General features: G+C 62.5%; 11 protein-coding genes. 4 read left to right on the plus strand and 7 right to left on the minus strand.

Features of this window, described 5'->3' with window-relative positions; genetic code table 11:
• Window positions 1-22: 22 nt before the first annotated feature.
• The 5 genes from dapE to dapC form a co-directional block, all read right to left on the minus strand.
• Window positions 23-1,171: a succinyl-diaminopimelate desuccinylase gene (gene dapE, locus AC30NL_RS12520; RefSeq protein WP_489464329.1), complete on the minus strand. Its 1,149-nt coding sequence runs from the start codon at window positions 1,169-1,171 to the stop codon at window positions 23-25.
• 26 nt (window positions 1,172-1,197) lie between these two features.
• On the minus strand, window positions 1,198-2,385 hold the full coding sequence (locus AC30NL_RS12525) for a PilT/PilU family type 4a pilus ATPase (protein ID WP_489464330.1): 1,188 nt from the start codon (window positions 2,383-2,385) through the stop codon (window positions 1,198-1,200).
• 325 nt (window positions 2,386-2,710) lie between these two features.
• Window positions 2,711-2,965, minus strand: coding sequence for a diguanylate cyclase domain-containing protein (locus AC30NL_RS12530; protein ID WP_489464339.1), 255 nt, complete (start codon window positions 2,963-2,965; stop codon window positions 2,711-2,713).
• 202 nt (window positions 2,966-3,167) lie between these two features.
• A complete protein-coding gene (gene dapD / locus AC30NL_RS12535; RefSeq protein WP_489464331.1) occupies window positions 3,168-3,989 on the minus strand; it encodes a 2,3,4,5-tetrahydropyridine-2,6-dicarboxylate N-succinyltransferase in 822 nt (273 codons plus the stop codon).
• Between the two features lie 17 nt (window positions 3,990-4,006).
• Entirely contained in the window at window positions 4,007-5,209 is a 1,203-nt protein-coding gene (gene dapC / locus AC30NL_RS12540; protein WP_489464332.1) for a succinyldiaminopimelate transaminase, read from the minus strand.
• Window positions 5,210-5,540: 331 nt separating this feature from the next.
• Between dapC and AC30NL_RS12545 the strand changes: the two genes are divergently transcribed.
• The gene (locus AC30NL_RS12545) at window positions 5,541-5,996 is read left to right on the plus strand and encodes a cache domain-containing protein (protein WP_489464333.1); all 456 of its coding nucleotides are present in this window, start codon (window positions 5,541-5,543) and stop codon (window positions 5,994-5,996) included.
• A gap of 750 nt (window positions 5,997-6,746) precedes the next feature.
• On the opposite strand, the gene AC30NL_RS12550 is transcribed toward AC30NL_RS12545, so the two are convergent.
• Window positions 6,747-7,991 carry a hypothetical protein gene (locus tag AC30NL_RS12550; RefSeq protein ID WP_489464334.1) on the minus strand — a complete coding sequence of 415 codons (1,245 nt, stop codon included), beginning with the start codon at window positions 7,989-7,991 and terminating at the stop codon, window positions 6,747-6,749.
• 745 nt (window positions 7,992-8,736) lie between these two features.
• Here AC30NL_RS12550 and AC30NL_RS12555 point away from each other — a divergent pair.
• Entirely contained in the window at window positions 8,737-9,369 is a 633-nt protein-coding gene (locus tag AC30NL_RS12555) for a CAP domain-containing protein (protein ID WP_489464335.1), read from the plus strand.
• Window positions 9,370-9,710: 341 nt separating this feature from the next.
• On the opposite strand, the gene queF is transcribed toward AC30NL_RS12555, so the two are convergent.
• On the minus strand, window positions 9,711-10,145 hold the full coding sequence (gene queF, locus AC30NL_RS12560; protein ID WP_489464340.1) for a preQ(1) synthase: 435 nt from the start codon (window positions 10,143-10,145) through the stop codon (window positions 9,711-9,713).
• 196 nt (window positions 10,146-10,341) lie between these two features.
• On the opposite strand from queF, the gene smc reads away from it, so the two are divergent.
• Window positions 10,342-13,857, plus strand: coding sequence for a chromosome segregation protein SMC (smc, locus tag AC30NL_RS12565; RefSeq protein ID WP_489464336.1), 3,516 nt, complete (start codon window positions 10,342-10,344; stop codon window positions 13,855-13,857).
• A gap of 13 nt (window positions 13,858-13,870) precedes the next feature.
• Window positions 13,871-14,920 carry a cell division protein FtsZ gene (locus AC30NL_RS12570; RefSeq protein ID WP_489464337.1) on the plus strand — a complete coding sequence of 350 codons (1,050 nt, stop codon included), beginning with the start codon at window positions 13,871-13,873 and terminating at the stop codon, window positions 14,918-14,920.
• Window positions 14,921-15,040 lie beyond the last annotated feature (120 nt).

Raw genomic sequence — 15,040 nt, forward strand, 5'->3', positions numbered from 1 at the left:
ATATACGGGGTCAAGTGGATTATCAAAGGAGCAGATTTTCCATCGTTCGCCGATAGATGTTCTTCAGCGGCTCGATGTCGTCGACGGTGACGTGCTCGTCGATCTTGTGGATGCTGGCATTGACGGGACCGAATTCGACCACCTGCGGGCAAATCTTGGAGATGAACCGCCCGTCCGACGTTCCTCCAGTGGTCGACAGCTGCGTGGCAATGTGGGTCTCGGCCTGGATGGCGCTGGTCATGGCACGGCTCAAGCTGCCCACCGGCGTCAGGAAGGGCTCGCCGCCGAGCGTCCACGCGACGTCATGGTCCAACCCGTGCTTGTCGAGCACCCCATGGACTCGCTCCTTGAGCGAATCAGCCGTCGACTCGGTCGAGAAGCGGAAGTTGAAGTCGATCACCACCTCGCCCGGGATGACGTTGCTTGCGCCCGTGCCGCCATGGATGTTGGACATCTGCCAACTCGTCGGCTGGAAATATTCATTGCCGCGATCCCACTCGACGCAGGCCAGCTCGGTCAACGCAGGCACGGCCAGGTGAATCGGGTTCTTTGCGAGCTGCGGATAGGCGATGTGTCCTTGGACGCCCTTGACCGTGAGCTTGCCCGACAAGCTGCCGCGACGGCCATTCTTGATCATGTCCCCGACACGATCGACGCAGGTGGGCTCGCCGACGATGCAGCAGTCGATGCGTTCGCCGCGAGACTTCAGCCACTCGACGATCCTGACCGTGCCATCCACGCTTGGGCCTTCTTCGTCGCTCGTGATCATGAGCGCGATGGAGCCCGCGTGCTTTGGATGCGCGCCAACGAACTCTTCGATGGCGACGACCATCGCGGCGAGGGACGTCTTCATGTCCGCTGCACCGCGCCCGTAGAGCTTGCCGTCGCGATGCGTGGGCACAAAGGGATCGCTGTGCCATTGCGCGAGCGGGCCGGTGGGCACGACGTCGGTATGGCCGGCAAAGGCCAGCACCGGCGCGTCCGCGTTGGTCCCGCGGCGAACCGCCCAGAGGTTGGTGACGCGGAATGTGTCTGGGCCGCTCACGATCGTGTCGAAACCAAAGCCCAGCGGGCCAAGGCGCTCGGCAATCAGGGTCTGGCAACCGCCGTCGTCGGGCGTGAGGGAGCGGCAGCCAATGAGCTGTTCCGTAAACTGCAAAGTTCGCGACATCGTCGAAAGTGGATCAGGAAAGCGGATCAGTACTGCAGGCCGGCGTTGCGCGTGCTCATGCCGTCGTCCGGACGTACGTCGAGGGTGATCTCGGTAAAGGTCGGCTGGTCGTCCGCCTCTTCCTTTTTCGGCACCGCGCGCGACACCGGGCTCATGTCGTTTTGCAGACGCCACATCAGGTTGGTCGGCGAATCGGCATAGGCCAGGCCGTCGTCACGGCTGATGGCGCCTTGCGTGATCAGCCGTGCCAAGTCCTGCTCGAAGGTCTGAGATCCTTCGGCCATCGACTTTTCCATTGCTTCTTTCACGCCACTGAAATCACCTTGCTCGATGAGTTCGGACACGAGCTTGGTGTTGAGCATCACTTCCACCGCCGGAACGCGGCCACCGGCGATTGCCGGCACCAGGCGCTGCGACACGATGGCGCGCACGCCTGCAGCGAGGTCGGCCAGCAGTGCGGGGCGCGCCTCGGGTGTGTAGAACGACAGGATGCGTCCCAGGGCGTGGTAGCTGTTGTTGCCGTGCAGCGTGGACAACACCAGGTGGCCCGACAGGGAATAAGAGATCGCGGCTGTCATGGTCTCGCGATCGCGGATTTCGCCGATGAGGATGGCGTCGGGGGCTTGCCGCAGCGCGTTCTTCAAGCCGATTTGCAGCGACTGCGTGTCCCGGCCCACTTCGCGCTGGTTCACGACCGACTTCTTGTTCGAGAACAGGAATTCAATCGGGTCTTCGATGGTGAGGATGTGCCCCGTCAACTGCTGGTTGCGCTGCTCCAGCATCGACGCGAGCGTGGTGGTCTTGCCCGTGCCTGTGGCGCCCACCATCAGGATCAATCCGCGCTTTTCCAGCACCAGCGTGTTCAGAAGCGGCGGCAGGTTCAGCGTGTCGAGCGCAGGAATGTGATGTGGAATGCAACGCAGCACTGCCGCGATCGAGCCGCGCTGCTTGAACCCGCTCAGCCGGAAGCTGCCGACGCCGGCGAGGCCGATGCCGACGTTGAGCTCGCCCGTGTCTTCGAGATCCTCGAGCTGTTGCGGGCTCAGCAGTTCCGACAGCAGTTGCCGCGGTTGCACATGAGTGAGCGGTTGGTCGCTCAGTTGGATGATCTGCCCGCTGATCTTGATCAGAATCGGCGTGTTCGCCGACAGGTACACGTCTGACGCGCCTTTTTCGGCCATCAGGCGCAACACTCGTTCCATGTTGCCGCTCATGACTTTCCCTTCATTGATTTCCAATCCGATCATTTAACGCTTTCGTTGCCAAACACGCTGTAACGATTGCCCTGCCGGTGCTTGGACAAGTACATCGCTTCATCAGCTCGCTGGATCAGTTCCGACGCGTCGAAATGCATCGCGCGGGTACATGCTGATGCCGATGCTCACCCTGAGAGGCTGAGAGTATTTCGATCATGCCCGCTCATCACGCCCAAAGACCCCTGTTCGTCGTCGCAAATGCTCGCCATAGCCCGCTATGGCTGCGCTTTGCGCCTAGCTCAGGTGCCTTTTGACGTGCTGCTCGGACACGCTCAAAGAACTCTCAGCCTCTGAGATCGAAGTGAAACTCGCCCACCTGCATGCGTCGCGCAAAGCGGTCGAGCAGCGTATGTGCCACGCGACGCGTTCGTGCTCCTCGTCCATTGCCTCCCGCAGGATAACGAATTCGTCGCCACCTCAGCGCGCCACGGTGTCCACTTCGCGTATGCAAGAGACCAAAAGTCGTGCCGGTTTGCACAAGCACGGCGTCGCCCACGCTGTGCCCGTGGGTATCGTTGATGTCCTTGAAGCGGTCCAGGTCGGAACAACAGCACGGCGAGGCAGCTGCCCGTGCGCTTGGTGCTCAGGATGGCATGCTCCAGTCGGTCCGACCCGCACGAGTTCGAGGCCGTGCTGAGCTGCACTGATAACGCAATCCGAACCTGCTGTTAAACGGCGGCCACAATGCGGCCCGGCGGGTTTGGCGCAGGCCTTGCCGCATCATGGGAGGCGCGAGCCGCTCAACTGCGCAAGAGGTCGTTGATGCTCGTCTTGGCGCGCGTCTGGGCGTCCACGCGCTTGACGATCACGGCACAGTACAGGTTGTACTTGCCGCCGTCGCGCGGCAGGGTGCCGCTGATGACCACCGAACCTGCCGGAACGCGACCATAGCTCACCGTGTCGGTGGCGCGGTCGTAGATCTGGGTGCTCTGGCCGATGTATACGCCCATCGAGAGCACGGAGTTTTCTTCGACGATCACGCCTTCGACGACTTCCGAGCGGGCGCCGATGAAGCAGTTGTCTTCGATGATGGTCGGGTTGGCCTGCATGGGTTCGAGCACGCCGCCGATGCCCACGCCGCCGGAGAGGTGCACGTTCTTGCCGATCTGGGCACAAGAGCCGACGGCAGCCCAGGTGTCGACCATGGACCCTTCGTCGACGTAGGCGCCGATGTTCACAAAGCTCGGCATGAGGACCACGTTGCGCCCGATGAAGGAGCCGCGGCGAGCCATGGCCGGCGGCACGATGCGCACGCCCGATTCACGGACCTCTTCTTCCGACATGTGAGAAAACTTCGTCTTCACCTTGTCGAAGAACGCCAGTTCGCCGGCGTGCATCAACTGGTTGTCGTTCAGACGGAAGGACAGCAGCACGGCCTTCTTGACCCACTGATTCACTGTCCATTGGCCCACACCCTGGCGCTCGGCCACGCGGATGCGGCCCGTGTTCAGGTCGGAGATGACTTGCTCGACGCCTTCGCGGACTTCGGGGCTGTTGGTCGTTGTGAGCGACGCGCGGTTGTCCCAGGCGAGCTCGATGAGCGATTGAAGTTGTTGGGTCATGGGTAGTGAGGTTGGATTCAGGCAGAGAGCGAGCGGGTGTAAGAGACGATTCTTTGGGCAGCTTCGACGCACTCATCGGTTTGCGCCACAAGCGCCATCCGGATGCGACCCGCACCCGGGTTCACACCGTTGGCATCACGCGCCAGCAGGCTGCCCGGGAGCACCGCAACATTGTATTGAGCCAACAGGCCGCGGGCGAAGGCAATGTCATCCAGTCCCAGCTGCGAGACCCCGGCCCAAAGGTAGAAGCCGGCGTCTGGCAGCGCCACGTCCAGCACCTCTGCCAGCAGGGGTGTGACGCGCTCAAACTTGCGGCGGTACTGCTCCCGGTTGTCGATCACGTGCTGCTCATCATTCCAGGCCGCAATGCTCGCCTGCTGGAAGGTCGGGCTCATGGCGCTGCCGTGATAGGTGCGGTACAGCAGGAACTGCTTGAGGACGGCGGCATCGCCAGCGACGAAGCCGGAGCGCATGCCGGGCACGTTCGAGCGCTTGGACAGGCTCGTGAAAACGACCAGATTGCGAAAATCGCGCCGGTTGAGCTGCATCGCGGCGTCAAGCGCACCCAGCGGTGGTTCGTCGCGGAAATAGATCTCCGAATAGCACTCGTCGGAGGCAATGACGAAACCGTGTTTGTCCGAGAGCGCGAAGACCTTCTTCCATTCGCTCAAGGGCATGACCGCGCCGGTGGGGTTGCCCGGCGAGCAAACATAAAGCAGTTGAGTGCGCGACCAGACTTCATCGGGAATGGCGTCCCAGTCGGCCGCGAAGTTGCGTGCCGGGTCGCTGTCGGCGAAGGCGGTCTGAGCGCCTGCCAGCAAGGCTGCGCCTTCGTAGATTTGGTAAAACGGGTTGGGGCAGACGACCGTGGCGTTGGGTTTCGTCGGGTCGACGACCGCCTGCGCAAGTGCGAACAACGCCTCCCGCGAGCCGTTCACCGGCAGCACCTGCGTGGCCGGATCCAGCACCACGCCGTAGCGCCGCGTCACCCAATCGCAAATTGCCTGGCGCAAGGCCGAATCACCGGCGGTGGCCGGGTAGCTGGACAGGCCTTTGAGTTTGTCGATGACGGCCTGCTTGATCAGATCCGGCGTGGGGTGCCGAGGCTCGCCGATGCCCAGGCTGATCGGCTTGTACGCCGGGTTGGGAGTGATGTCTCGGGTGAGGGCACGCAGCCGCTCGAAGGGATAGGGGTGGAGCTTTGCCAGCAGCGGATTCATGGCGCGATTATCGGGGCGTGTTGGCGGAGCTCCTTGAAGCCGAGGCTTGGCGTGCTCGCCCAAGAATTGCCAGCAACCGGTCCGCGCTGCTGATTTCGCCGGACGCCAATGTGATAGCCCGAACGGTCGATCAGTGCGGTTCCGATCTGCGCATCAACACTCTCAGCCTCTGAGCAAGTCGACTGGGGACATTGCTATGCCATTCGCGTGCTTCCGGCAAGGTCAAGATGTGACAAAGGAAACCACTCCTGCAGAGACGTTCCGCGCGAGGCATACGCCAATAGACTGCCGCCCGGAGTTCGAGTTTGACAACAACCCAAAAGGAAAATAAATGATCAAAACCATTCGTGCCGCCCTGTTTGCTTTCGCATGTGGGTTCCTCTCTGTCTCCGCTTTTGCTGCGCCGTCCAAGACCGATGCTGAAGGCATCGTCGAGAAGGCCGCTGCCTTCGCAGCCAAGAACGGCAATGACAAATTCATCGCCGAGGTCAACAAGAAAGACGGCCCGTTCAATCAGGGCGACCTGTATGTCTTCGTCTACGACAAGACCGGAACCTTGCTTGCCAACCCAGTCGCCCCGGCGCTCATCGGCAAGAACCAAGTCAGCGAGCCTGATGCCGATGGAAAGCTGTTCCGCAAGGAAATCATTGAAGTTGCCAACACGAAGGGAACCGGCTGGGTGAACTACAAGTACAAGAATCCCGCCAGCGGCGCGCTCGAGCCGAAGGTTTCTTACGTCAAGAAGCAAGGCGACCTGATCATCATCGCCGGCGTATACGTCAAGTAAGTAAGCAATGAACCCGGCGGTGCGCGCCTTTTGGGGTCGAGCGCGCCGCCGGCATTTCCTCCTGTGAAGGAGTAAGGCGAACGCGGGTCATCGCGTTCGCCCGTCTCGCCGTCACCCGGACCAATGGCTGGATCTGTGCGTATTGGCAAGAGCGAAATAGTTCCAGCTGTTGCCACCTGAGACTATCTATGTTCGCTTGGTGGTTGCCTTAGAGGCTGAGAGTATTTCGATCATGCCCGCTCATCACGCCAAAAGCCTGAAGGGTCTCCACTGTTCGAATATCGGGCCGCGCTTGACCTCATTGTTCTCGCTTGGAACATCAGCCTCCTGGAATCCGACGAACAAGCCGGTGCGCTGCATCAATTGGCCATCGACGCGGGCGCATCGACCAGAGAAGGCGGGGACGACGCGCTGCGTGAGGCACTGGATCACATCAAAAACTTGATTGCCAAAAAGCAGGCGATGTTCCCCCATGACCGTCGCCTCGTCGCAGCTGCGGAGGTTCAGTTCCGTGGGAGGGACGACCTCCATGTCACAGGTATTGCGAGCGCCTCGCCTGTGAGACTAGAAACGGGTCGTAGTCGTTCTCACTCAATGTGAGTCCTGGCCGATGTAATCGGGCTGTTCTCAAATAATGTGGGCTCGTTCTCACTTAATGTGGGTCCGAGCGCACCGATGTTCTCAGCTAATGTGGTCCCGAAACCGCCGATGTAATCGGGTCCTGACGCGGATGTCATCGGGCCGCTACACCTACACATTAGTTTGAATAGCACCCGAAAGAGAAGCGGCCAGTCCGGGTATTGCACGGGTCTCGGCACCCAAGCTGATCGCGGCGGTGACGAGCCGGTCGCACTGCTCCTCGCGCAGATGCGCCACTCCCGCGCCCAGCCCGACTATCGCAAAAGCTTTGCAGCGGTCGCTGCTGAGGCCGAGGGCGGCGACGACGAGGGCCTCGCGCTCGGAATCGATCAGATGCGCCATTGCCGCGCCCAGCCCCTCTATCGCCAGACACTTATGGGACTCGGAGTCGATGGCGAGGGCGGCGACGACGAGCCTCCCGCGCTGGGAATCGTTCAGATACGCTGCTCCCGCGCTCAGACCCCTTATCGCAATTGCCTTTTTGAAGCTGTCGCCGAAGCCGATGGCGGCGGCAACGAGGCGCTCGCGCTGGGAATTGTTCAGGTGCGCTACTCCCGGGCCCAGCCCGGCAATCGCATAGGCCTGGCAGAGGTCATCGCCCAGGTCCATCGTGGCGGCGACGAGGGCCTCGCGCTGGGTCTCGCGCAGATGCTCCAATCCAGGACCCAGTGCGCCTATCCCTGAAGCATTACTCCTGGTGCGGACATTGCCGACGCTGATGGCGGCGTCCACGATGCGGTCGCGCTCGACCACGCTCAGATGCGCCACACCCGCGCTCAGTCCGACTATCGCATCAGCCTTGAGGAAGTCATTGTCGAGGCTGAGGGCAGCGGTGATGAGGCGCTCGGGCTGGTCGTCGCTCAGATGCGCCATTCCTGCGCCAAGACCGGCAATCGCGCGGGCCTTGTCGTCATCATGGGTGAGGCCGATGGCGGCGGCGACGAGGCGCTCGCGCTGCTCGTCCTTCAGATGCGCCATTCCCGCGCCAAGAGCGGCAATCGCGCGGGCCTTGCCGGTATGGGTAAGGCCGATGGCGGCGACGACGAGGCGCTCGCGCTGGTCGTCGTCTAGATGCGCCAAGCCCGCGGTCAGCTCAGCTATCGCGGCGGGCCTGTAGAGTGCTTCCATGTCGATAGCGGCGGCGACGAGTTTGTCGCGCCGGATCTTACTCAAATGTGCTCCCGCACCCAGCATGCCGATTGCTCTGGCTTTGTCGCCGGACTCATCGGTGTTCGCGATAGCGGAGTCGATAAGGCGCTTGCGCTGGCCCTTGTCCAAATGGGCCACGTTTTTGCTAAGCGCTAATAGCGCCTCGGCCTTTTTTGCGCTGTCTTTGAAGCCGATCGCGGCGGACACGAGGCGTTCTTTCTGCTGCCGGCTTAAGAGTCCGAGCGTGGATGCATACAACGTAACACGGTCTGGGGTGAGTTCGCGCTTGCTGCAGTTTCGGACATGACGTTCAGCGGCTTGCGCCAGGCGGACCAACAGTCGGTATGGTCGGTATTTGGGGAGGGAGTCGACTCCCTGAACCAACGTCCTTAGAGCCTTGGACGTCCCCGACAGGGCGATCAGACTTCGGGCCCTCGAAGGTGCGTCGCTCGGCAAGTGGCCGAGGAGCAAGTGGTCGAGGATATTCACCTGAGCGTCCGTTTGGAGCCCTTCGAGAAGTGATAGGCCCGTTTTGGGCTGTTCGACAGGTGATGGTCCTCGTGGCGCGATGCTGTCCGATGACGATGTCCTCGCTATCAATGCGGACGGCCCGGAAAGACTGCTCTCTCGGCTTGGTCGTGATTCCGGTGTGGGATCGCCTTGCTGGCCCGCCGCGCGGGTTGGCGAATGCTGCATACCCGTGACTGACCTGGAAAACGTGCAGTCCATGCTGACCTCGAACTTGATGTGAATGGAGGAATGACCGTCCAAATTGGACCCTTTCTCCGGCACACACGATGGCGTTCAACCGAAGTGCTGTTCGAGTAGGCGAACAGTCCAGGGGTGCCTTCGTGCTGCGCGCTCATGCTTCGGGCATGGCAATCGCGATGCCGGGGGGCGCTGTCTTACGACTGATTACCCGGCACACGCGGCATGCCTGTAGGCTGGCGTCATGACAGGTATTTCCCCAGATATCGTGATGTCGCGCCGCTCGGCGCTCGTTGGTGCATTCGTGGCCATGCTGGCCTGCACCGCGCTGACCTCGTGCGGCGGGGGCGGCGATGCGGCTTCCGCACCACCACCTGCCAGCCCCGAACTCCCACCTGCCGCGCCGCCTGTCAGCCTGGCACCACCGCAAGCCACGGCAACCTGCGACCTCCCGGATTTCGCGACCACGGCTCTGGCCCGGGTGAACCAGTGGCGGGCAAGCGGCGCCAACTGCGGGACTTCCGGTACCTTCGGTCCCGCCCCCGCGCTGACCTGGAACGACACGCTGACGCTGGCCGCGACCGGGCATTCGCAGGACATGGTCACGCACAACTTCTTCTCGCACACCGGATTCAACGGCAGCACGCTCGCCAACCGGGTCGACGCAGTCGGCTACCTCTGGAGTGGCATCGGCGAGAACATTGCCGCGGGTCAACCGTCGGTCGACAGCGTGGTCGACGGATGGATCGCGAGCCCCGGGCACTGCGCCAACATCATGAATCCCGGCTTCGTACACATGGGACTTGCCTGCGTGCGCGGCGGAGCAGGCAATACATACCCCACCTACTGGACGATGGACCTGGGGCAGCCTCGTTGATCCCCGCAGGGTGCCCCTCGTCGGGGTTGTTCAACTCAGAGGCTGAGAGTTTTTCGATCATGCCCGCTCATCACGCCAAAAGCCTCCTGACCGTCGTTGCAAATGCTCGCCATAGCCAAGCGATGGCTGCGCTTTGCGCCTAGGAGTCTGCGCGGCAGAAGAAATTGAAATCTCTGACGAAATTTTCGAGGCTTCAGAATCGCGCTGGTTCGATTTTTCCGACTAGGGCAATGGTGAAGCGACCCCTAAAAATGCTGGTTCTTGAAGCGCCGTGCTTCTGCCGCGCAGACTCCTAGACCAGGCGCCTTTTGACGTGCTGCTCGGACACATTCGAAATACTCTCAGCCTCTCAGCATGCCGGTGTCTGCCGCGTGCTTCGCAAGCTCCACCACTGGCTGCGGCTTCCAGCCCTTCTTGCGGTGCTCAGCCACCACATTCGTGTAGATGCCGCCCCGCACATACCACTTTGCAGTGATGCGCACGAAGCGCGGGTTGCTCACCTCCACGATGTCGTCGAGGATGGTGTTCGTCACCTTCTCGTGGAAGGCGCCCTCGTTGCGATAGCTCCAGAAGTACATCTTCAGGCTCTTGAGTTCGATGCACAGTTCGTCGGCAATCATGTCGATGGTGAAGTGTGCGAAGTCTGGTTGCCCGGTGAGCGGGCAATGGCAGGTGAACTCGGGCACCTGGAACTGGATGACGTAGTCTCGCTTGGGCGCAGGATTCGGGAAGACATGCAACTCCTTGCTCGGAGCGCTGGGCGGATTGACTGGCATTTCGCGCTGCTTGGGCGCGCTCTTGGAGGCGGGTTTGGAGCTGGCAGTCTTGGCCATGGCGGTGACGTTTCGAGAAGGTTTCAGGCAGGGGGGCGATGGTATCATCCGACCCTCCTTCGAGCCCGTATCCGAGCGGGTTTTTCCAATCAAATCAACGACTTAAGCGCACGAATCTCGCGCCGCTAGCTCCACGCCCATGCGCCTTAATTCGATCAAGCTGTCTGGCTTCAAGTCGTTTGCCGAGCCCACCAATTTCCAGTTGCCGGGCCAACTCGTGGGGGTCGTGGGGCCCAACGGTTGCGGCAAGTCCAACATCATGGACGCCGTGCGTTGGGTGCTCGGCGAAAGCAAGGCCAGCGAGCTTCGCGGCGAGTCGATGCAGGACGTCATCTTCAACGGCTCGGGAAATCGCAAGCCGGCGAGCCGCGCCAGCGTCGAACTTGTCTTCAGCAACGAAGACGCCCGCGCCGGAGGCCAGTGGAACCAGTTCACCGAGATCGCTGTCAAGCGTGTGCTGACGCGCGACGGCACGTCGAGCTACTACATCAACAACCAGCCGGTGCGTCGCCGGGACGTGCAGGACGTGTTCCTTGGCACCGGCCTCGGGCCGCGCGCCTACGCCATCATCGGGCAGGGCACCATCAGCCGAATCATCGAGAGCAAGCCCGAAGAGCTGCGTCTGTTCCTCGAAGAAGCCGCGGGCGTGTCCAAGTACAAGGAACGCCGCCGCGAGACCGAGAGCCGGCTGAAGGACACGCGAGAGAACCTCACGCGCGTCGAAGATATTCTTCGCGAGCTCAACAACAACCTCGAAAAGCTCGAAAAGCAGGCCGAGGTCGCGACCATGTACCGTGGGCTGCAGGAACAAGGCACGCTCAAGCTGCACCAACTCTGGTTCCTGAAACACCGTGATGCGTCGAGCGAACAAGAGCGCGTGAAGAAAGAAGTCCTGGCGGCGACCAATGCGCTGGAAGAGCGCATGGCGGAGTTGCGGCACGGCGAGGCGGAACTGGAGACGATTCGGCAGGCGCACTACGCCGCCAGCGACGAGCTGCACACCGCGCAAGGATCGCTGGCCGAAGCGGCGCTCGAAGTGTCACGACTGGAAGAGCGCATCCGCTATGTGGTCGAAGGCCGTCAGCGCATCGAGCAGCGCCTGCTCGAACTGAAGACCCAGAGCGAACAGTGGGCCGAGCGCCAAGCGCAGGCGCAAGACGAGCTCGAGCACATCGCCGAGCAGATCGCTGCTGCCGATGAGCAAAGCGAAGTGCTCGCAGCGCAAGCCGAAGAGCAGGCGGGCAATCTGCCAAACGTCGAAGACGCCGTTCGCACCGCACAGGCGCGCAGCAACGAGCAGCGCAACGTGGTCGCGAGCGTGCAGCAGCAAATACAGGTGCTGGCAGCGGAGAGCCGCAACATCGACGACCAGCGGCGGCAATTGAATGGACGACGCGATCGGCTCGATGCCGAGCGTCGTCAGCTCGCTGCGCCGGACATGGATCGCCTGGAGGAATTGAAGACGCAGTTCGCAGTCGCGGAAGAGGCGCACGTCGTCACCGATGCGCGCTTTCACGAGCTGACCGAACTCGTGCCTGCGCTCGACGAAGACCGCCGCCTGAAGCAGGTACAGGTGAATGCCGAGGCTGGCAAGCAAGCGGACATCAGCGCCCGGCTCGAAGCGCTGCGTGCCTTGCAAGAGAAGGTGCAGATCGAGGGCAAGCTCAAGCCCTGGCTCGCCAAGCACGGGCTCGACGGCTTGCCGGGTTTGTGGACCAGGATTCACATTGAGCCCGGGTGGGAAACCGCGCTCGAATCGGCGCTGCGCGAGCGCATCAATGCGCTCGAAGTCGGCCGCATAGAAACCGTTCGTGCTTTCGCCAGCGATGCGCCGCCGGCCAAGCTGTCGTTCTACACACCGCCGCAAGCGTCCATTTCGAACACGCACGAGACGCTGTCGCGCTTGTCCGACCTGCTTCGCCTGGGAGATGCGGGCCTGAAGGCGCTGCTCAACGACTGGCTCGAAGGTGTCTACACCGCTGCCAACATCGACGAAGCGCTTGCCGCGCGATCAAAGCTGACGCACGGCGAAGTGATCATGACCCGCGAAGGTCATGCAGTGAGCCAGTTCGCGGTGACCTTCTACGCGCCAGACTCCGAACAGGCCGGAATGCTGGCCCGTGCACAGGAGATCGAGAACCTCGAGCGTCAATCCAAGGCCCAGGCCTTGATTGCCGATGAAGCCCGCAGCGGCATGATCCGCGCGGAGGCGGCCTATACCGACGCATCGCAGCGCTTCGTGACGGCTCGTCGAGAAGCAGCTGAAGCACAGACACGTGCGCATCAGCTCCAGGTCGAATTGCTGCGCTTGTCGCAGCAGGCCGAGCAGACGAGCACCCGTCGCGCGCAGCTCGATTCGGAACTCGGCGAAGTCGATGCGCAGCTTGAGGAATTGAACGAACGCCGCGCTACGGGCGAGGCGAAGTTCGAAGAACTCGACATGCAGTTGGCCACGACGCAGGAGCGTCATGCCGAGCTGGATGAGGCGGTGATCAACGCCGAACGCAAGCTTGCCGAAGCACGCGAGCAACTGCGCTCGCTTGAACGGCAAGCGCAAGAGGCGCAGTTCTCGTCGCGCTCGCTCGCCGCGCGTCGGGGCGAGCTGCAACGCAGCATCGAGACTGCTGTGCAGCAGGTGGCGACGAACGAGCAGTCGGCAGCGCAATTGCAGGTAGAGCTCACGGTTCTGACCGACGCTGCCGCGCAAGCCGGCTTGCAGACCGCGCTCGCATTGAAGCTCGAACGCGAAGCAGCGCTTGGCGCCAAGCGCAGCGAATACGACGACCTCTCCTTGCGCCTGCGTCGCGCCGACGAGCAGCGCCTTGCCCACGAGCAGAGTCTGCAGCCGCTGCGCGACCGCATCACCAAGCTGCAACTCGAGGAGCAAGCCGCGCAGTTGGGTGGCGCGCAATTCCTCGAACAGTTGACGGCGGCCGAGGTCGACATGGAAGCGCTCGCCAAGAATGTCGACGAGAACAACGTCAAGCTCTACGGTCTGCAAAGTGAGATCGACCGCATCAACCGCGATATCAACGCATTGGGCGCGGTCAACCTCGCAGCGCTGGACGAGCTGACCTCGTCGCGCGAGCGCAAGACCTTCCTCGACGCGCAGTCGACCGACTTGAACGAAGCCATCGCGACACTTGAGGGCGCCATTCACAAGATCGACCTGGAAACCCGCGATCTGCTGGGCGCCACCTTCACGCAGGTCAACGAGCACTTTGGCCGCATGTTCCCGAGCCTCTTCGGCGGCGGCAACGCGCGGCTCGTGATGACGGGCGACGAAATCCTCGACGCGGGCGTGCAGGTCATGGCGCAGCCGCCAGGCAAGAAGAACAGCACGATTCACCTGCTATCGGGCGGCGAGAAGGCGCTGACGGCCATCGCGCTCGTGTTTGCGATTTTCCAGTTGAACCCTGCGCCGTTCTGTCTGCTGGACGAAGTGGATGCACCGCTGGACGACGCCAACACCGAGCGCTACGCCAAGCTCGTCAAGGAGATGTCCAAGGGCACGCAGTTCCTCTTCATCAGCCACAACAAGATTGCGATGGAAATGGCGGTGCAACTGATCGGCGTCACCATGCAGGAGCAGGGCGTGTCGCGCATCGTGGCGGTGGACATGGAGGCGGCCATCACCATGGCCGAAGCGGCTTGACGGGGTCACGCGCATGAGCAGTCTCACCATCGCGTTGGCGTCTTTGGGCGGTTTGGTCTTGGCGGCCGTCATCGCCCATGGCGCATGGCAAGCGCGCAAAGCCGGCCCGAAGCGAGCGAGCATCGAACCCATGCCTGAGGCGCCGCGCATAGAACCGCGCGAGCCAGTCATGGAGGCAGCTATCACGCATCCGGCCGAGCTGCCTGAACCTGTGCTGGAAGCGCGTGCGCCCAAGCGGCCGACGATTCGGCTCGACGCCTTGATCGATGCCATCGCGCCGTTGACCGTCGAGGCTCCGATCGCCGGCGAGCTGGTGCTCCTGCATCTGCCCACGACGCGCCGTGCCGGCAGCAAGCCGTTTCTGATTGAAGGCCTGGATACCGAGAGCGGCGAATGGGAGGCGGCAGTGCCTGGCCATCGGTACGGCGAATTCCAGGCGGGTGTGCAGCTTGCCAACCGGACCGGCGCGCTCAACGAAATCGAATACTCGGAGTTCGTGCAGAAGGTGCAGGCCTTTGCCGAAGCCGTCGGTGCGATGGCCGACTTTCCCGACATGCTGGACGTGGTGTCGCGGGCCCGAGAACTCGACGCCTTTGCCGGCGAGCACGATGCGCAACTGGCGGTGCACCTGCAGGCGCGAGCTGCAGCGTGGAGCGTGGGATACATCCAGCAGCACGCAAGCCGCCACGGCTTCGTCGCGGGCGCGGTGCCCGGGCGCTTGGTGCTGCCGTCGGTGGAAGATGGCGCGCCGCCCGTTCTCACGCTGACCTTCGATTCACAAGCCGCTTTTGCCGATGACCCGAACCGTGCAGCGGTCCGGGACGTGACGCTCAGCTTCGATGTGCCGCAGACCGATGCCAAGGCCGGCCCCTTCGTGTCGTGGCAGGCCAGCGCGCAGGCGCTGTCGCTGGGCATGGATGCGGCCATCGTCGACGACCATGGCCGGCCGTTGAGCCCCGAAGGATTCGCGTCGATCGGCGGTGAATTGGGGCAGTTGTACGAGACGCTCGCGGCGAGGGACTTCGCGGCGGGGGCGCCCGCTGCGCGGCGACTGTTTTCGTAGTTGGGATTTGGCCCGGAACAAGTTCCCGTTTTGGGGGCGCTGGGCGGGATGCGATGCAAGGCGCTCCGAGCGCCGTGTGGCGAGCCACACAAGTGAGGAGCAACGCCGCAGCGCGCCCGC

Source organism: Rhizobacter sp. (genome assembly GCA_021153565.1).
Taxonomy (GTDB): Bacteria; Pseudomonadota; Gammaproteobacteria; order Burkholderiales; family Burkholderiaceae_C; genus Albitalea.